Source organism: Acinetobacter sp. LF10 (genome assembly GCF_048585715.1).
In the GTDB taxonomy this organism is placed as follows: domain Bacteria; phylum Pseudomonadota; class Gammaproteobacteria; order Pseudomonadales; family Moraxellaceae; genus Acinetobacter.
Window position 1 is genome coordinate 916652 of record NZ_CP184160.1, and the last position, 18724, is coordinate 935375.

Here is an 18724-nt window from a genome sequence, read left to right on the forward strand (position 1 = left end):
TAACTTAACACCATATTAATGTGGTTTTTGATTGTTTTATGTGATTGATTTGATGAAATGATTTTGTAAACAGTAACATACAGTATGACCTGTTTATTTGTGCGATTAAAAAATGATTACTCAGCAAATTTATAGCCTTGGTTAAGGCTATAAATATGATTTGAAAGCTTCGATCGCGCGTACTCTGCTAGTTTTAAGATCAACAATTGGTTTTGGATAATTGAGATTTTTTGATAAATCTTTTGCATAAGGTTCGTGTATGATTTGTGCATCCAAATTTGCGAGTTCTGGCACCCATTTACGAATATAGTCTCCATTGGAATCAAATTTTTGTGATTGGCTAATTGGATTAAATACTCGGAAATAAGGGGCAGCATCTGTGCCTGTAGATGCACACCATTGCCATCCACCATTATTTGCCGCTAAGTCACCATCGATTAAATGTTGCATAAACCATTGTTCGCCAATGCGCCAATCGATCAATAGATTTTTAGTTAGAAACATAGCGCAAATCATACGAACTCGATTATGCATCCAACCTGTTGCGAGTAGCTGACGCATACCTGCATCTACAATTGGAATACCTGTTTGCCCTTGTTGCCATTTTTCTAGATTAACCGGATCATCGCGCCAATTGATTTGTTGGGTTGCTGCTTTGAAGGGTAAATGTTTAGAGACTTGTGGAAAATCAAATAAAATATGTTGATAAAATTCACGCCATAACAGTTCATCGAGCCACGTTTGTTGACCTTCAGATTGAATAACAAAATCACCGTGCTGTTGTCGAAACAACGCTTGGATACATTGGCGAATGGAGAGTATGCCAATATTTAAATAGGTAGAAAGCTGGCTTGTGCCTGATATTGAAGGTAGATCACGAGATACTTTATAGTCCGTTAGATTCTGATCGATGAAATGATCCAATAAATTAAGTGCGTGTGACTCACCGACATTCCAAAGAATCGTAATTGGTGGTTTTATTTTCTCTGCATATTCGAGTTGTAATTGATGGATGTCTGTTTGAGCTAAAGCAGATAAATCTAATTTAATCGGTTGTTGAATATTGGGCACCGGATAGCATTGAGGTAAAGCATGTTGTAAACGTTGATAGCATGCTTTTTTAAATGCACCAAAAACTTGGTAGGGCAGGTTCGATTGATTACGGATAGATGCAAAAGGAAACAGTGTTCGATCATGTAACAGTACGAGTTCTTTTTGATGACGATTTAGCTGTTTTTGTACATCGGCATCACGTTGAAGTTCATGAACACCGACCTCAATATTGGCATAAATATTTTGAAAATTAATATGTTCTAATAAGCGAATAAAGAATTGGGGAATATCGTTCCATAAAGGAATGGTTTGAACGATTAATGGGATATTCAGGTTATCCAGTTGTGTTTTTAATTCTTGTAATTGACGCAGATAAAATTCAATTTTAATCGGGGCATCATCATGGCGTTGCCATTGTTCAGGCGATAATAGAACGATTGCGATACATGAGCCTGTTTGAGCCGCATGCCATAAAGCAGCATGATCATGGATTCTTAAATCTTGACGAAACCAAATCAATTGATAGACATGAGACATAAGCTAACAACCATTACATTTATTAGAAAGAAATTAAATATAATTGTGATTTTATCTATGTCTATGTGAAGAAAAAGCAAAGCCGAAGCTTTGCTTTTTTATCTAATTCAAAAATATGAATTAGTGGTGGTGACCACCTGCACCGTGAACATGACCGTGATCTAATTCTTCTTGAGAAGCATCACGGATTTCAACGATTTCAACTTCAAATGTTAAATCTTGACCAGCAAGAGGGAAGTTTGCATCAACAATAACGTTTTCGCCTTCAACTGCTTTAACAGTTACGATTTGAACGCCATCATCAGTTTGAGCTTGGAATTGCATACCCGCTTGGATATTGTCTACACCTTGGAACATTTGAGCTGGAACTTCTTGTACGAGGTCTGGGTTATATTCGCCATAACCTTCAGCAGCTGGAACAGTTACAGTAAATTTTTCGCCTACTGTTTTACCAAGAAGTGCATTTTCTAAACCTGGAATGATGTTGCCCGCGCCGTGCAAATATGCAAGTGGTTCACCTTGAGATTGATCAAGTGTTTCACCCTCAGCGTTTGTTAAAGTGTAGTGGAATGAAACCACGTGGTTATTTGCAATAGCAGTCATGTTGTTTGATCCATTCAATCAATTTAGGTGTACATCATAAAGTGAAAAATAGATTTTGTTGACTATTTTCCACTTTTTGAAACTATTTCGTTATAAATGGGAACGAAATAGAAAATTTCAACTCAATAAAGTTTAATTTTTGGACGTACACGACGTGTCAGAAAATCTTTCATGGTCAGCATTCCTGCTTGGGTATAACCATGAATATTGGCTTGATGTAATCGATACAAAGATACATACATTGTTTTGGCAATAAAACCTTGTACGCTTACATCACCGAGTAATTCTCCAACAGCCTGATTACTGCTTAATGAAACCAAAGAGCCTTTGTCACTGAAATTAAACATAGGTTGAGGTGAGCCAGATAAACGAGCGGCCATAGCATCTACCAAGAATGTCGCTTGTTGGCTGGCGACCTGTGCACGTGGTCCTAATGGAGGTTGACGTGCATCAAGCTGACAATTTGCACAATCCCCAAAGGCAAATACATTTGGATCTGAATAAGTTTGTAATGTCGCATAGACCATTAAACGATTAATTTTATCGCGTTTAAAATCTGTAAATGACTCCAAAACTTTAGGTGCTTTGACACCTGCCGCCCATACAGTAATGTCCGAATGCAAAACATGACCATTGCTAAAATAGACATTTGATTCATCGACTTTTTGCACTTTATGTTGCGTCAGAATGTTGATGCCCATTTTTTGTAATTGTTTCGCGCTATGTGTAGCTGTTTTTTCATTGAGTGCAGGCAAGATACGATCTGAGGCTTCGATCAAGGTAATTTTAACTTGCTTTGGATTAATTTTCTTTAACCCATAACGATAAAAATTCTTCGTGGTTTCAATTAGTTCAGCCGCTAATTCAACACCTGTTGCACCCGCACCCACGATACCAATATTCAAGGCACGTTCAGTTGCTTGGTTTTGCGCTTCAATATAAAGATGGAATAAGTCCTGTTGGAAAATATCGGCTTGTTTGCGACTATCTAAGAAATGACAATTTTCACGTACTCCTTCAGTTCCGAAGTCATTTGACACTGAGCCAACAGCTAATATCAATGTATCGTAGCTGAGACTTTGAATAACAGGAGTATGTTCTTTAGAAAGTTGAGGAGGTGAAATTGTAATTTGTTTTTGATCTTTATTTACGTTGATTAATGTTCCGAGAATGAACTCAAAATCATGTTTTTCTGCGTGAGCAAAATAATTGGTTTGTTCTTCGTGAGGATTTAGCGAGCCAGCGGCAATTTCGTGTAGGAGAGGCTTCCATATATGCGTGAGATTTTGGTCGATTAGAGTAATTTTGGCTTTCTTTTTCCTGCCAAAACGTTCACCTAATTGTGTTGCAAGCTCTAAACCACCTGCGCCACCACCCACAATCACGATATGATGTAAGGTTTTGCTCATGATTAACCTAATTATTTTTGTGAAAGGATGGTTGGATTATGCCATCCTTTTTTTCAACATTGTATGGTTAATCTTGATAAAAATAGTAGGTTTTTTTTATCCTTGATTCAAAGGATAAAGTTTAGCAGCTTTGACATCATTTGTTGAAAAAAACGAGCATAAGTTTGCAAACCAAATCATAATTTTTTGAAAAATATTCGCTTCTTCAATTTCCACGTTATTTTCAATTTGTAGACTACGAATTAACTGGTTATTTTGATAAACCGTCACTGTGGCCAAATTCATGACTTGCGTCAATGGCGCTGTTAAATGCTGTTCATTGAGTTTGATATTGACATGTGTTTTTGTCGTTTCAAGTGGTTCAATGATTTTGATTTGCTGGTTTGTATCAAGCAAATGTATACGCTGTGTGAGTAAATCAAAACTATTTAAATCAATTGGTGTCGCTTGATCGTATAAAGATGTTGTTACGATAGTGGGTTGTTGAGTTTCAACTTTGAAAATTTTCAAAGTTGATTTGATTACAGGAAGTTCAGCAATTAGCTTTTGCTTTGGAATCACTTCTTCATCGCGTGTGTATGTATACGCTAAATTCATTAATTTATGCGCGACTTCAGCCCGTTTTACCGCACTTGGTGTTCCAAGTACCACTACAATCAAACGACGCTTATCAACATGTGGATTTAGAGTCGGGCGCTCAGCGGTTAAAGCCAAGTTGTAACCTGCCGCCTTGGTATAACCTGTTTTTAAACCATCTGCTGTTGGATCCATTTTTAATGCAAGATTCGTTGCACGGTGGAAACGTTGGTTATAGCTAAAGCTTGGCATTTTTGAATAATGTAAATATTCAGGTGTCTCTTTTACAATCGCTTTTGCTAATAAACTCAAATCTGCTGAAGTTGAGTAATGATCTGTCATGGTGATACCAGCAGGATTACTGAAATGGGTATCTTTCATCCCTAAGGCTTGGGCTTCTTTGTTCATACGCGCAACGAACTGTGGAACACCACCTGAAATTTTTTCAGCAAGCGTAACAGCAGCATCATTTGCAGACATCACAATTAAGCCTGCCAAAAGCTGATCAACCGAAATTTGTTCACCAGCCTTTAGATACATCTGTGATTCATCCCACATGACGGTGCTCACCACAGGTGTTGCGGTTAATACCTCTTCCTTACGTAATTTACCTGCTTCGATTTCTTTCAAAGCAATATAAGCCACCATCATTTTGGTGAGCGATGCAGGCGAACGTTGAACATGACTATTATGTTCAGCAATGATTTGACCTGATTGAGCATCTACAATCGACCAAGCTTGCGCTTCAACCGTTTCAGGAGCGATATTGAGTAAATTAGCATGTACTAAATTGGCACATAACAGACTAAACAACGTAAACAGCGAGAGGAGAAATTTCACGAGAACACCTAGTGCAGCCGATCCAATGGCATGGAAAGCGAAAAAAGCATGCTATGACTTTTTTGTTGCAGAATCCAGCAACTTTTGCCAACAATTAAGACATCTACGCATGACTTTGTAAAAAAATGCTAAGCTGTGTGAAACCGTTCCTATTTTTATGATCTAAAACTATGTTGCACTATCAAATTGAGTTTGACGATTATCGCCAACATCTTATTCATGTCACACTTCGTTTCCTCGCTAATCCGAACCAAGAACTTTGGTTACCGACATGGATTCCTGGCAGTTATTTGATTCGAGAGTTTTCAAAACATATTGAATCAGTAAAAGCATCTGATGAAGCAGGGCGGTTACTTAGTATTAAGAAAACGGAAAAGAACCGTTGGCGCTTATTCAATACAGATCATGAATTGATTACGGTTGAATATGATGTCTATGCTTATGATTTGTCGGTACGTGGTGCGTATGTCGATCAAACTCGTTTATATGTAAACCCCGCTTGTGTTTGTTTAGGTTTAATTGATCAAGAACAGTCACCATGTGAAGTTGAAATTTTCTTACCACATGAATTAAAACATTTTCAAATTGCAACGGGTTTAACTGCTAAGAGTTTGGTAAAAGGACGCTATACTTTAAAGGCAGATAACTACGATCAGTTGATTGATAGTCCATTTGAGTTGGCAGAGCAAAGCCGTTTTAGCTTTGAAGCGAATGGTATTCCACATGAATTTGTCATCTCAGGTAAACACACAACGAATTTGAAGCGTTTACAAGCTGATATTGCAAAGATTTGTCAGACTGAAATTGACATGTTTGGTTCAGCACCATTCCAAAACTATACCTTTATGACGATGGCAACGGGCAATAGTTATGGTGGGCTAGAGCATTGTAATAGCACTAGTTTGATTACACCACGTGATGATTTGCCGAAAGCAGATGAAGCAGAAGAACCTTCTAAAGATTATCAACGTTTCTTAGGTCTGTGTAGTCATGAATATTTTCATTCATGGTTAGTGAAGTTTATTCGTCCTGAAAATTTTACGAATTATGATCTACACAAAGAAGGCTATACGAGCTTATTATGGATTTTTGAAGGTTTTACCTCTTATTATGATGACTTGATTTTGTTGCGTAGTGGCGTGATTTCTCAAAAATCTTATCTGGATTTGCTTAAAGCACAGATTGAGCGTTATTTGCAAAATCCAGGGCGCTTTATTCAATCCGTTTCAGAATCGAGTTTTGATGCATGGGTTAAATTCTATCGTCAGGATGAAAATTCAAATAATGCGGGAACCAGTTATTACAATAAAGGTAGCTTAGTTGCGCTTTGTTTAGACTTGGGCTTACGTTTACGTGGTTCAAATTTAGATGCCTTGATGCGCCGTTTGTATGAAAATACCCAAAATGGCATTCAGGTCAATGAACGCACGATTTTTGAATTGTGTAATGAATTGACAGGGGATAACTGGATTGAACAAATTAATCATTTGATCAATACCACTGATGAATTGCCATTGGATCAACTATTCCCTGAGTTTGGTTTGAGCTATATCGTTAAAAATGACAAAGCATTACCTTTTGGCTTAAAAGTGCTAGATAAAGCGGAAGGTGTCATCGTGCAAAATGTTCGCCGTGATAGTGCTGCTGCACAAGCTGGTTTGTCTGCTAACGATGTCATTATTGCGATTGATGGTATCAAAGCATCAGAAAAGTTGTTGGCGAAGTATGCAAAACAAAAAGGCACATTTACAGTTTATGCATTCCGTCGTGATGAGCTCCTACAGTTTGAACTGCATGCTGGAGAGAATCCTCTGAATTCGGTTGAGTTAAAAGTTGAGGATCAAACCAAATTAGAGGTATGGTTGAAAGGTTGATGCAATTGATAGCGTTGTACGCACCGTTAGCATAAATCGTTGTGTGAATGAGGGAACAGATTCAGTGTCCCTCATTTGTATATCAAAATTTTAATTAAAATTTTTTGAAAATTATTAGTTACCACGATAAGTTGAGTATCCATAAGGACTAATCAAAAGTGGAATATGATAATGTTCAAGATTGCCATCCACAGAAAAAATGACAGGAACTTCTGGGAAAAATGAGCTTTGTTTATTCTTTTGGAACCATTCACCTGTTTTAAAAGTAACTTTGTAAATACCTTTTTGAAGGGCAGCATCTTCAGGATATAACGCTGTGATCCGACCTTGTTGATTGGTTGTACTTTGGTTAAGCTCTTTCCATTGGTTATTTTCTTGTTTTTCCAAAATAACTTTTACACCCGCTGAAGGAAGTCCATTTTCTAAGTTAAGCACATGCACACTTAAAGGGTTTTGCGCAAAGCTAAAAGATGAAAGAGAAATGGCTACGCAAGGAATCAAAACTTTTAACATCAGACCAATCCTAAAAAATAAAAAATGATTTTAATCATTTGTTCAAAATATAGGTTTAAAAAGTGTAAATGAAACTTGAGTCGAATATTCGTACGGACTTAAACAATTTATTATGATTAAGCATTTTATAAAATATTTGGCAGAAATGAATCAGCAAATAGAATTTTAAAAAATGTAGGGTTTAATCGTACGGAAGTACTCAAGCATTGGTATTTCGTATCGAAATGTCAATATCACGATATATTACATTGACTGAGAAGTAATCAATAATGATACTCTCATGTTTTATTTAAGCTAACCGGTTCCTTGGTCACAAAGCGTAAGCTTTATACCATTATTTCGTAGCGAAATGTCAATATCACAAGATATTGCGTTGACTGAGATACGTTGAGGACTGATACTCTCAGACCTTAATCAAGCAAACCGGTTTTAATGGACTGGGCCAAAAGCTCGTTCATGAAAAACTCAACCAAACACAAGGGGCTATATATGGCTGGTGGAAAGTCAAAAATCATTTATACACTGACTGATGAGGCGCCATTGTTGGCGACCTATTCGCTACTGCCGATCATTGAGACCTTTACTAAGCCAGCTGGCATAGAAATTGTCAAGAGTGACATTTCTGTTGCAGCACGTGTGCTTGCGGAATTTTCGGAATACTTAAGCGATGAGCAGAAGGTAAGCAATAACCTTGCTGAGCTTGGTCGCCTTACTCAAGATCCAGATACAAATATCATTAAACTGCCAAATATCAGTGCTTCAGTTGCTCAGTTAACAGCATGCATCAAAGAATTGCAGTCTAAAGGATATGCAATTCCTGATTATCCAGAAAATCCAACAACGGATGAAGAGAAAGAACTTAAGACGCGTTACGGTAAATGTCTTGGTTCTGCTGTAAACCCTGTATTACGTGAAGGTAACTCAGATCGTCGTGCGCCTGCTGCTGTAAAAAATTATGCGAAAAAGCATCCTCATTCAATGAGTGAGTGGAAACAGTGGTCACAAACGCACGTTTCTCATATGGAAGAAGGTGACTTCTACCATGGCGAGAAATCAATGACACTTGATCGTGCACGTAATGTGAAGATGGAGTTAATCACGAAGGGCGGTGAGACAATCGTTCTCAAGTCTAAAGTTGCGCTTCAAGATGGCGAAGTGATTGACTCGATGTTCATGAGCAAAAAAGCATTGTGTGACTTCTATGAGAAGCAACTCGATGACTGCCGTGAAGCTGGTATTTTATTTTCATTACACGTAAAAGCGACCATGATGAAAGTTTCACACCCGATCGTTTTCGGTCACTGTGTGAAAATTTACTATAAGGATGCTTTTGAAAAACACGGTAAGTTATTTGATCAGTTAGGTATTAATGTCAATAATGGTATGGCAGGTCTTTATGAAAAGATCGCAACTTTACCAACTTCACTTCGTGAAGAAATTATTGAAGATTTACATGCTTGCCAAGAACATCGCCCAGCATTAGCTATGGTTGATTCAGCGAAAGGGATTGATAACTTCCATTCTCCAAACGACGTGATTGTAGATGCATCAATGCCTGCAATGATTCGTGGTGGTGGTAAAATGTGGGGTGCCGATGGTAAACCTTACGATTGTAAAGCAGTCATGCCTGAATCAACTTTCGCACGTATCTACCAAGAAATGATCAATTTCTGTAAGTGGAATGGTAATTTTGACCCACGTACGATGGGTACAGTACCGAACGTTGGTTTGATGGCGCAAAAAGCTGAAGAATACGGTTCACACGACAAAACTTTTGAAATTCCTGAAGCGGGTATTGCGAACATTACCGATTTAGACACTGGTGAAGTGTTGATGTCTCAAAATGTAGAAGAAGGCGATATCTGGCGTATGTGTCAGGTGAAAGATGCACCAATTCGTGACTGGGTAAAACTTGCGGTAAGTCGTGCTCGTAACTCTGGTATGCCTGCGATTTTCTGGCTCGACCCATACCGTCCACACGAAAATGAGTTGATCAAGAAAGTTGAAAAGTATCTAGAAGAACATGATACAGAGGGTCTTGATATCCAAATCATGTCACAAGTACGTGCAATGCGTTATACGCTTGAACGTGTAGCACGTGGTTTAGACACAATCTCTGTAACTGGTAACATCTTACGTGATTATTTAACTGACTTATTCCCGATCATGGAGCTGGGTACTTCAGCGAAAATGTTATCAATCGTTCCGTTAATGGCGGGCGGTGGTATGTATGAAACAGGTGCAGGTGGTTCAGCGCCGAAGCATGTTCAGCAGTTAGTTGAAGAAAACCACTTACGTTGGGATTCGCTTGGTGAGTTTCTTGCGCTTGCAGTTTCTTTAGAAGAACTTGGTCTTAAAGAAGATAATGCGCGTGCGAAGTTACTTGCAGAAACTCTTGATCAAGCAACGGGTAAATTGCTAGATAACGATAAGTCTCCATCACGTCGTACGGGTGAGCTAGATAACCGTGGTAGCCACTTCTACTTAGCAATGTATTGGGCTGAAGCGCTTGCTGCTCAAAACGAAGATGCTGAATTGAAAGCGAAGTTTGCGCCTCTTGCAAAAGCCTTGGTTGAAAATGAACAAAAAATTCTTGCTGAATTAAGTGAAGTACAAGGTAAAGCTGCTGATATCGGTGGTTACTACGCTGTAGATCCAGTGAAAGTAAATGCAGTGATGCGTCCAAGTTCAACGCTTAATGCTACGCTTGAAACTATTTAAGTTTTAATACTTAATGATAATTTATCAGTGATGTAAGAAAGCCGATGTGAAAACATCGGCTTTTTTAAAGTTGATTTATTTGAATTAAGTTTGATCTGAAGTTAGTATTAATTTTTAATATTATTTTCTATAAAAATATGAATGTTTATAAATATAGGTTTGGTTCAAAACGTGATTTAGATTCTTTACAACAGAATTATTTTTATGCCCCTAATTCTTTAGAATTAAATGATCCTTACGAAGGGATATTTATTGATGAGATATTAGATGCAACTGGACTACATCATTTGTTTAAAAATGATTTCTCTCGATTTTATAAAGAAGTTAAAAATTACGGTATTTACTCCTTGAGTAAAACTGAAAAAGATGAGTTGTTATGGGCGTATTACGCTAATGCACATAAAGGTTTTTGTATTGAATATGATCAAGAAATATTATTGAAAATCGAAAGTATTAAATTGAATTGTATTGTGCAATATGATGTAGATATACCAAAATTGAATTTTAGCTCAGTATTTCATCATAATAGTATTTCTAAATTGAACGAGTTAATTCTTGGTACAAAATCAAAGAGGTGGTTGCATGAGGATGAGATAAGAATAATTATCAATCATTTTGGTAAGGTTGAATATGATGCTAGAGCCGTGAAGGCAATTTATTTTGGTTTAAGAATGCCAAAAACAAAGCAAGATCTGCATGATGATAATAAGAAATTATCAGATAGTTCATCTCAGGTGAGTCAAGAACAGGTCATGGAGGTGTTGAAAGGACGGAATATCAAATATTATCAAATGGCATTAAAACCTAACTCTTATGAATTTGAATATAATGAAGTTGTAGACCCTTATGGAGATGCTGAAAAATATAAAAATACTGTTAAATTTATAGATAAATCTTTGATTGATTACAATGGTTATGGTTGGGAAATAGACACAACTTATTTTGATAAGGTTGCTGAGATTATTCGTAGAGATCCTTATTTTTATAAATTGGCTTGTATAGCTATTTCTGTGAATGATCCAAGAAGTAAAATTGAACCGATTATTTATGCTCACTTCTATAAAACGGAAGAAGAGATATCGCCGATAAAGAAAAACTTCACTTTGCAAGAAATTGATAATTTTTATGAGAAATTACATTTAGCGTAAAAAAGCCCACTTCCGTGGGCTTTAAAAAATCAACTTTTAACGACCATTACGGTTGCGACCACGTGGTGCTTTAGTATTTGGACGAGTTGTACCATTGGTCTTGCGACGTGGTTTCTCACTTTCATCCATTTGCCAAATACGTGTTGTACCGCCACCTGCTTTTTTCTTACCTTTAAACGGTTTTTCACCTTTTTCTTCACGCGCTTTATCTTTGGCACGAGAGAAATGCGGTTTATTATTCGTTTTTTTCGCAAAAGAACGTCCTTCATACGGTTTATCCGCAGGAACATCTTTAAAGTCAGGATATAACAAAGGTTCAATTTCAACTTGTTCGCCAGGTTGTAAACCTAAACGAACCAAATCAATGGAACCAATTTTAGTACGAATTAAGCGTAAAGTTGGAAAGCCAACCGCCGCGGTCATACGACGTACTTGGCGATTACGACCTTCACAAATTTGTAGCTCAATCCAACTCGTTGGGATGTTAGCACGGTAACGTACAGGTGGATCTCGATCCCATAACCATTCTGGTGCATCTACTTTCATTGCGTTAGCAGGTAACGTCATGCCATCAGCGAGTTCAACGCCTTTACGCAATTGTTCTAATGCTTCCTCAGTTACATCACCATCAACCTGAGCAAGGTAGGTTTTAAATTTTTTATTTGCAGGATTCGTAATGTATTGATTCAGACCACCATGATCGGTAAGGAACATAAGTCCTTCTGAGTCAAGATCAAGTCTGCCAGCCAGACGTAAATCTGGATCATGAATAAAATGAGAAAGTGTAAGGTGAGCTTCATCCTCACGGAACTGTGACAAAACGTCGAAAGGTTTGTTGAATACAACTATTTTCATATGAGTATACTGCTTTGGCTATGGGCGGCATCATAACAATAAAGGTTTCTATTTAATGGGAAAATGTTGTTATTTCCCGTATAAATCTCAAAAAAACCTGTTTTGAACTAAACTGTTTCATGCAATAAAAACGAAAGTATGCCATAGAAGGCATAGTTATAATCGCTAAATACATGAGGGAGAACCTGCAAAATGGGTTATCAGAAGATCGTGGTTCCTGCTGATGGTGACAAAATCACAGTAAACGCAGACCTGTCACTGAATGTTCCAAATCATCCAATCATCCCTTTTATTGAAGGTGATGGTATTGGTGTGGATATTACACCAGCTATGAAAGCAGTAGTAGATGCTGCGGTGTTAAAAGCTTACGGTGGCAAACGTTCGATCGAATGGATGGAAGTCTATTGCGGTGAAAAAGCAGATAAAATTTATGGCACTTACATGCCTGAAGAAACCTTCGAAGCTCTACGAGAATTTATTGTTTCAATTAAAGGTCCTTTAACCACACCTGTGGGTGGTGGTATTCGTTCACTGAATGTTGCGTTGCGTCAAGAACTTGATTTATATGTTTGTGTGCGGCCAGTCCGTTGGTTTGAGGGTGTTCCTTCACCTGTTCAACATCCTGAACTCACGGATATGGTGATTTTCCGCGAAAACTCAGAAGATATTTATGCAGGGATTGAGTGGAAAGCAGATTCAGAGGAAGCTAAAAAAGTTATTAAATTTCTAAAAGAAGAAATGGGCGTAACAAAAATCCGTTTTGACGAAGGCTGTGGAATTGGGATCAAACCTGTTTCTAAAGAAGGGACACAACGTTTAGTACGTAAAGCCATTCAGTTTGCGATAGATAATGATAAACCTTCTGTGACGTTGGTTCACAAAGGTAATATTATGAAATACACCGAAGGTGCATTCAAAGAGTGGGGCTATGAACTCGCAATAGAACGCTTTGGTGGTGAACTACTTGATGGTGGACCATGGGTTAAAATCAAGAACCCTAAAAATGGTAAAGACATCATTATTAAAGATGTGATTGCCGATGCATTCTTACAGCAAATCTTAATGCGTCCGGCAGATTATTCTGTTATTGCGACACTTAATTTAAATGGTGACTATATTTCTGATGCGCTGGCAGCAGAAGTAGGGGGAATTGGCATTGCACCGGGTGCCAATATTGGTGGTGCGATAGCAGTTTACGAGGCAACTCATGGAACTGCACCAAAGTATGCGGGGCAGGATAAGGTTAATCCTGGTTCAATTATTCTTTCTGCTGAAATGATGTTACGTGATATGGGGTGGGGCGAAGCTGCTGATTTGATTATCAAAGGTGTTTCTGGTGCAATTGAAGCGAAAACAGTAACGTATGACTTTGAACGATTAATGCCAAATGCAACCCTATTGCGCTGTTCGGAATTTGGTCAAGCCATTATTCAACACATGGAAGATTAAACAAAGCTGAGCTAAAGAGAAGGGTGTTTAAGTAACACCCTTTTTTGTCGGCATTTTTTTAGTTCGATTGTATCGTTTGTTAATATCGTTCTTTCATTGTGCATTTCACATGATTTTTAACCATATAAATATGCACTGTATCGTAAATTTAGATAAATCTGTATCTATGTTTCATCGGCTAAAAGTTCAGAATAGTTGAAAAATATTTAGAGTCTCATGTCATGAAGATGTATCAAGTTGATGCTTTTACCCAAGAACTATTTAAAGGTAATCCTGCAGCAGTCATTGTGTTAGATGAGTGGTTAGATGAAAACTTAATGCAAAATATCGCATTGGAAAATAATTTATCTGAAACGGCTTTTGTCAAAAAACAAGATGAAACTAATTATGAAATTCGTTGGTTTTCACCAACAGATGAGGTTGCCTTCTGTGGACATGCGACTTTAGCCAGTGCCTTTGTTTTATTTAAAGATTTCACCACTGTAAAGACGATTCAATTTCATGTGAAAGATTTGGGCATTTTTATCGTTAGCCAAGCAGCAGACGGCAAGATTAAAATGAATTTCCCTATTCGAAAAGCTGAACTTATATCTGAATATCCTCAAGAACTTCGAGATGGTTTAACCAAGCCATTTAAAGCGGTTTATCTGAATGGTCAGGCATATATTGTTGAATATGAAACTGTCGCTGATGTATTAAACGAGCAACCTGACTTTGAAAAATTAAAGCAATTAGGCGCATTACGTACCGCAATTACTGCATCTCAACCTGATGTTGCTATTACAGCGAGAGGCGAAGGTCAGTTTGATTGTGTATCTCGCTATTTCGCCCCTACGATTGGGATTAATGAAGATCCTGTTACGGGTTCGATTCATACTGCAATTGCACCCTTGTGGGCTGAAAAACTTGATCAAACTCAGCTTATCGCATATCAGGCATCAGTTCGAGGTGGGATTTTAGAGTGTGTGATTGAGTCTGAAGATCGTATTGAAATTTCAGGTTATGCAAAACTGTATATGCAGGCTGAACTTGCAATCTAAATTTTAACTCAAACGCTATAAAAACATAGAAAAAAGCTGTTTAAATGCACAGCTTTTTCAAAACATCACTATTAAAAATGCGAATCGTTCTCTACTATATGGTTTATCGTTTTATTTAAATGACTAAAAATACTTGGATAAATTATGTTAATGCGGTTTAAGCAGCTTACACTCTCTCTTTGTTTGATTGGATTGAGTGCGACATCTTGGTCTCAGACAGTACTTGTAAAAAGTGAAAAAAATATCGAAGAATATAAATTAGATAATGGTTTCAGAGTTATTCTTGCACCAAATGATAAAGAAAACAAAGTTTATGTTAATACGGTGTACTTAACAGGTTCACTGAATGATCCTAAAGGGAAAGGTGGTCTTGCTCATTTGCTTGAACATTTGGCATTTAAAGGCACACAAAATGTCAAAGGTGAGGAATTTCAGCGTCGTTTGGATCAATTCACTTTAATGACCAATGCCAGTACCGATTATTACTCAACTAAATATTTAAATATTGTTCGTCCTGAAAAAAATGCACTGAATGAAATTCTATACCTTGAGTCTGAGCGTATGGATAAATTGGTGTTACAAGAAAAATTTGTCCCTTCTGAAATTGAAATTGTAAAACGTGAACGTGAAATTCGTATGGATCAACCGTTTGCAGTATTGATGGATCAGATGTGGAAAGCAGCTTATGGCAATCAATATTTAGGTCGATTGCCGATTGGTGATTTGCCTGAATTAAAATCTATAAAAATGAATGAATTAAATCAGTTTTATAGAACATGGTATGCACCCAATAACGCTGTGATGGTGATTTCGGGTAAATTTGATAAAGTAGAAGTACTGAATAAGATTGATCAATATTTCAGCCCAATTCCAGCACGCACTGTGCCTGCACAAGTTCAAGTGCCTGTTTTGGATTCAAGTAAGATTGAGCAGCGAAAATTCACGGTGCAAAAGGGCAGTGATCTTGCTAAATTCCACATTTATATGAATGGAAAAAATACGCAACTACAGCCAGCATTAGCACTTGCACCAGCACTTTATACCATGCAGCCTAGTGGTACGCTGTATAAGAGCATGGTAGAAACAGGAATGAGTACAGCTGTTCAATCGACGACATGGTTGGACCAAGATTTTAATATGGTCTTTATGGGTGCGGTGTATGCGCCGAATCATGATGCAAAAAAAGTTGATGATGCGTTGGTTGATGGTGTTGAGAATAGCCAAACATTTACCGATGCAGAATTACAACGTATCAAAACTATTACTCAAAATACGGCTGATACGATTGCAAATGATGCTGTTGCTTTGGGTTCTCGCCTTAGTGATTATGCAGTGTCTTCACACGGACAATGGGATCAGTACTTCAAAGATTTACAAGCCATTCAAGATTTAAAATTAAATGATGCCAATCAAACATTAAAACAGTTTTTAGTATCATCGCATCGTATTTCGGGAGATATTCTACCTACGCCTGAAGATCAAAAGAAAGCGATGACACTCAAGGCACAAGATAAACCTAAAACCTTAGATCAAAGTGCCGAAAAGCCTGAACCGTTAAAAGATGTTGCGATTTATCAACAAGAAGTCACTCAGTTTGTTGCACAGTCTGCGCAGCAACTACAGAAAAATGAGCAAAAAATCCAACGTGGTGAGTTAAAGAATGGTATTCGCTATGCTTTATTCCCAACCACAACACGTGATGATAAAACCTATGCCACCATTAGCCTAGATTTTGGTACGGAGAAATCACTGTTTGGCAAAGGGGTGACCTTAGATTTAACCAGTTATTTGATGCTGCGTGGTTCTGAAAAACATACATTACAAGAAATTACAGATAAAGCGATTGCAGCAAGTGGTGGTGCATCTATTACTTCAAATGGTAATGGTTTGACGATTGGGATTCAGGCAAAAAAAGATAAGTTTGAAGATTTCTTAAACTTTATTATTGATGTCATGAAGCAGCCTAAATTTGCACAATCAGAATTTGATTTAGCGAAAAATCAAAGCTTATCTGCATTAGATCGACCGTATACTGAACCTGCAATTGTTGCCTCAATGACCTTGGCTCGATTACTTGAAACCTATCAACCCGGTGATTTGCGTTATCACTTTGAACCAGAGTTTGCGAAGAAGCAGTTAAATGCGGCTACGCAAGCACAGGTTAAGCAATTCTATGATCAATTCTTTGTCACTAATCATGCGCAAATCGCAGTGACAGGTGATTTCGATCCGAAGAAAATGCAAAGCACCCTACAGAAAGCATTTGGACAGTGGAAAACCAAACAGCCATACCAAAAAATTACATCGCCGTATGTTCAATTCAAAGCGGAAAAAGTACATGCTCTATCCGAGCAACGTGAGTTTGGTAGCTATCAAAGTATTCTGACTATTCCTGTAGGTGCTTATCATCAAGATGCTCCTGCCTTGATTCTCCTCAGTCATATTATGGGTAACTCGCAGTTATCTTCTCGTTTGGCTCAGGAATTACGTGAGAAAAATGCGCTTGTTTATGGTTTTGGGAGTGATCTTGATCTAGATTCAGACAACGAAAGTGGGTCGATTAGTATTACAGCGAATTATACAGCGGGTCGTTCTGATCAGGTATCACAATCTGTTCATAAGGTATTGACCGATTTATTGAGTAAAGGGGTAACTGAGCAGGAAGTGGAAGCGGCTAAAGCAGATATTATGAAGAAGCGCGTGACTTCGTTAGAAGATGAACGAAATATTCATAAAATGCTTACAGGACAGTTAGAGCGTAATAAAACCTTGATGGATCGTGCTGAGCGAGATCAAGCGCTTGCAAAACTGACCAAGGCAGATGTAGATGCTGTGATTAAGAAATATATCAAGCTAGATCAGTTTGTTGAGGTGATGGCTGACCAATATGGTAAAGCCCAAGACTTAAAATAGCAGATCAAAAGAAAGCCACTCTTAGGTGGCTTTCTTTTTGAACTTAAATCATTCGTGATCGTGTTTGTGCGTATGAAAATCTTCATTTTTACGGAAGCGTAAGTAATTCTCAAACTGCTCACAATATTCGTCAAAGTTATCTTCTAACATCATTTGAAATTGTTGCAATAAATAAGACATGACTTGCTCTTTGGCATCACGCATTTCATTGCCATCTTTAAAATTATTTGCTGCAACCCACGTATTAAAACGAGCTGTTGCAAATAACATGGCAGCGCTGACTTGTCCGCGTAACTCTTCTGGTTTGGGTTGCTGTCCTTTTTGTGGGCGACAAAACTCATTGGCTTGTTTGATAAATTCATCTGCTCGCTCAAAAAATATCGCATTTAAAGCTTCTTCTTCTGTCACATCAGTGGCATTAATTTTTTGAGACATGATTTTTCCCAACAACAAATAAGACACAATATTATAGACAAAGCCTTGTGGAAACTAAACCTTTGGCTTAATCTAAAATAGCCTAAGTAATTAGAATAATCACTATGCAAGATGCAATCGCGATTCAAAGTCTTAAAACGGATGTTGCCTTACTACGCCAACATATTCATCCACCACAATATTTAGAGCATGTCGAAGGTTTGCCGATTTATTATGGTTTAAAGGACGAGGTTGATGAATACTACCGACAATGGCAACCTTTGATTGAAAGGGCACAGCAACTCTGTCAGCCCTTTATGGAGGATGGTGTGGTGGATGCCATTCATTTACCGAGCCATCTTAATTTGCCGCTGTTTTTCTTTCATGTCGATCGTATTCGAATTAATAAAACACGGGCTAAAGAATCTAAGACTTTTCGTGGTGTAGCGGCTTTGCTCGAAAAATGTGGGCAATTTGAGACAGATCAGATTTTTGCAATGCAGGAATGGTTAGGTAGTGATGATACTGCTGCGTTGGTGGCACATCGTGAGTTTATTGATTTACGGACTTATGTTTTTCAACACGGGCAAACCGAGTATACGCGCACCCGTTTTTATATGAATGGTATGATTTTAAGTGTCGAGCCACATTTTAAATTGGTGGATGCACGGGATAAGCCACGTAAGCAGCGTAATGATAGTTATAGTGATCCGATTGCTGATAATGGGACATGGAAGATTTTTGGGAAATATCGGTAAGATTTGATAATTTCTTATCAA

14 protein-coding genes are annotated in these 18724 nt (G+C 37.8%); 7 read left to right on the forward strand and 7 right to left on the reverse strand.

Features of this window, described 5'->3' with window-relative positions:
• Positions 1 to 147: 147 nt before the first annotated feature.
• The 4 genes from ACN19N_RS04430 to ACN19N_RS04445 all read right to left on the reverse strand — a co-directional run bounded on the left by ACN19N_RS04430 (position 148) and on the right by ACN19N_RS04445 (position 5018).
• Positions 148 to 1590, reverse strand: a complete 1443-nt coding sequence (locus tag ACN19N_RS04430; protein WP_420002041.1) for a cryptochrome/photolyase family protein — start codon at positions 1588 to 1590, stop codon at positions 148 to 150.
• A gap of 120 nt (positions 1591 to 1710) precedes the next feature.
• Entirely contained in the window at positions 1711 to 2193 is a 483-nt protein-coding gene (locus ACN19N_RS04435; protein WP_004663295.1) for an FKBP-type peptidyl-prolyl cis-trans isomerase, read from the reverse strand.
• Between the two features lie 122 nt (positions 2194 to 2315).
• Positions 2316 to 3602, reverse strand: a complete 1287-nt coding sequence (locus ACN19N_RS04440; RefSeq protein ID WP_269229853.1) for an NAD(P)/FAD-dependent oxidoreductase — start codon at positions 3600 to 3602, stop codon at positions 2316 to 2318.
• 96 nt (positions 3603 to 3698) lie between these two features.
• Positions 3699 to 5018: a D-alanyl-D-alanine carboxypeptidase PBP6B gene (locus ACN19N_RS04445; RefSeq protein WP_420002042.1), complete on the reverse strand. Its 1320-nt coding sequence runs from the start codon at positions 5016 to 5018 to the stop codon at positions 3699 to 3701.
• Positions 5019 to 5188: 170 nt separating this feature from the next.
• On the opposite strand from ACN19N_RS04445, the gene ACN19N_RS04450 reads away from it, so the two are divergent.
• On the forward strand, positions 5189 to 6892 hold the full coding sequence (locus tag ACN19N_RS04450; RefSeq protein WP_420002043.1) for a M61 family metallopeptidase: 1704 nt from the start codon (positions 5189 to 5191) through the stop codon (positions 6890 to 6892).
• 114 nt (positions 6893 to 7006) lie between these two features.
• Here the strand turns inward: ACN19N_RS04450 and uraH are convergent, their stop codons facing one another.
• Positions 7007 to 7405: a hydroxyisourate hydrolase gene (gene uraH, locus ACN19N_RS04455; protein WP_241306155.1), complete on the reverse strand. Its 399-nt coding sequence runs from the start codon at positions 7403 to 7405 to the stop codon at positions 7007 to 7009.
• Between the two features lie 489 nt (positions 7406 to 7894).
• On the opposite strand from uraH, the gene ACN19N_RS04460 reads away from it, so the two are divergent.
• On the forward strand, positions 7895 to 10126 hold the full coding sequence (locus ACN19N_RS04460; RefSeq protein WP_293745464.1) for an NADP-dependent isocitrate dehydrogenase: 2232 nt from the start codon (positions 7895 to 7897) through the stop codon (positions 10124 to 10126).
• 137 nt (positions 10127 to 10263) lie between these two features.
• Positions 10264 to 11274 carry a DUF2971 domain-containing protein gene (locus ACN19N_RS04465; RefSeq protein WP_420002044.1) on the forward strand — a complete coding sequence of 337 codons (1011 nt, stop codon included), beginning with the start codon at positions 10264 to 10266 and terminating at the stop codon, positions 11272 to 11274.
• A 36-nt stretch (positions 11275 to 11310) separates the two neighbouring features.
• On the opposite strand, the gene ACN19N_RS04470 is transcribed toward ACN19N_RS04465, so the two are convergent.
• Positions 11311 to 12129 carry an rRNA large subunit pseudouridine synthase E gene (locus ACN19N_RS04470; protein ID WP_420002045.1) on the reverse strand — a complete coding sequence of 273 codons (819 nt, stop codon included), beginning with the start codon at positions 12127 to 12129 and terminating at the stop codon, positions 11311 to 11313.
• 192 nt (positions 12130 to 12321) lie between these two features.
• On the opposite strand from ACN19N_RS04470, the gene icd reads away from it, so the two are divergent.
• The 3 genes from icd (at position 12322) to ACN19N_RS04485 (ending at position 17531) form a co-directional block, all read left to right on the forward strand.
• Positions 12322 to 13578 (forward strand): NADP-dependent isocitrate dehydrogenase, encoded by a 1257-nt coding sequence (gene icd, locus ACN19N_RS04475; protein WP_005157986.1) that lies wholly within the window; start codon positions 12322 to 12324, stop codon positions 13576 to 13578.
• 221 nt (positions 13579 to 13799) lie between these two features.
• Complete coding sequence (locus tag ACN19N_RS04480; protein ID WP_269239250.1) at positions 13800 to 14618, forward strand: PhzF family phenazine biosynthesis protein; 819 nt, start codon at positions 13800 to 13802, stop codon at positions 14616 to 14618.
• A gap of 144 nt (positions 14619 to 14762) precedes the next feature.
• On the forward strand, positions 14763 to 17531 hold the full coding sequence (locus tag ACN19N_RS04485; RefSeq protein ID WP_420002046.1) for a M16 family metallopeptidase: 2769 nt from the start codon (positions 14763 to 14765) through the stop codon (positions 17529 to 17531).
• Between the two features lie 48 nt (positions 17532 to 17579).
• Here ACN19N_RS04485 and ACN19N_RS04490 read toward each other — a convergent pair whose 3' ends face one another.
• Positions 17580 to 17966, reverse strand: a complete 387-nt coding sequence (locus ACN19N_RS04490) for a DUF3144 domain-containing protein (RefSeq protein ID WP_005217661.1) — start codon at positions 17964 to 17966, stop codon at positions 17580 to 17582.
• A gap of 104 nt (positions 17967 to 18070) precedes the next feature.
• Here ACN19N_RS04490 and ACN19N_RS04495 point away from each other — a divergent pair, with 104 nt between their 5' ends.
• Complete coding sequence (locus tag ACN19N_RS04495; protein ID WP_269239252.1) at positions 18071 to 18703, forward strand: hypothetical protein; 633 nt, start codon at positions 18071 to 18073, stop codon at positions 18701 to 18703.
• Positions 18704 to 18724: the final 21 nt, after the last annotated feature.

What these genes read in the sequence shown, in the direction of transcription:
- ACN19N_RS04430 (WP_420002041.1), bottom strand. Translation starts at nt 1,590, where the DNA reads ATGTCTCATGTCTATCAATTGATTTGGTTTCGTCAAGATTTAAGAATC.
- ACN19N_RS04435 (WP_004663295.1), bottom strand. Translation starts at nt 2,193, where the DNA reads ATGACTGCTATTGCAAATAACCACGTGGTTTCATTCCACTACACTTTA.
- ACN19N_RS04495 (WP_269239252.1), top strand. Translation starts at nt 18,071, where the DNA reads ATGCAAGATGCAATCGCGATTCAAAGTCTTAAAACGGATGTTGCCTTA.
- ACN19N_RS04465 (WP_420002044.1), top strand. Translation starts at nt 10,264, where the DNA reads ATGAATGTTTATAAATATAGGTTTGGTTCAAAACGTGATTTAGATTCT.
- icd (WP_005157986.1), top strand. Translation starts at nt 12,322, where the DNA reads ATGGGTTATCAGAAGATCGTGGTTCCTGCTGATGGTGACAAAATCACA.
- ACN19N_RS04485 (WP_420002046.1), top strand. Translation starts at nt 14,763, where the DNA reads ATGTTAATGCGGTTTAAGCAGCTTACACTCTCTCTTTGTTTGATTGGA.
- ACN19N_RS04490 (WP_005217661.1), bottom strand. Translation starts at nt 17,966, where the DNA reads ATGTCTCAAAAAATTAATGCCACTGATGTGACAGAAGAAGAAGCTTTA.
- ACN19N_RS04470 (WP_420002045.1), bottom strand. Translation starts at nt 12,129, where the DNA reads ATGAAAATAGTTGTATTCAACAAACCTTTCGACGTTTTGTCACAGTTC.
- ACN19N_RS04460 (WP_293745464.1), top strand. Translation starts at nt 7,895, where the DNA reads ATGGCTGGTGGAAAGTCAAAAATCATTTATACACTGACTGATGAGGCG.
- ACN19N_RS04480 (WP_269239250.1), top strand. Translation starts at nt 13,800, where the DNA reads ATGAAGATGTATCAAGTTGATGCTTTTACCCAAGAACTATTTAAAGGT.
- uraH (WP_241306155.1), bottom strand. Translation starts at nt 7,405, where the DNA reads ATGTTAAAAGTTTTGATTCCTTGCGTAGCCATTTCTCTTTCATCTTTT.
- ACN19N_RS04450 (WP_420002043.1), top strand. Translation starts at nt 5,189, where the DNA reads ATGTTGCACTATCAAATTGAGTTTGACGATTATCGCCAACATCTTATT.
- ACN19N_RS04440 (WP_269229853.1), bottom strand. Translation starts at nt 3,602, where the DNA reads ATGAGCAAAACCTTACATCATATCGTGATTGTGGGTGGTGGCGCAGGT.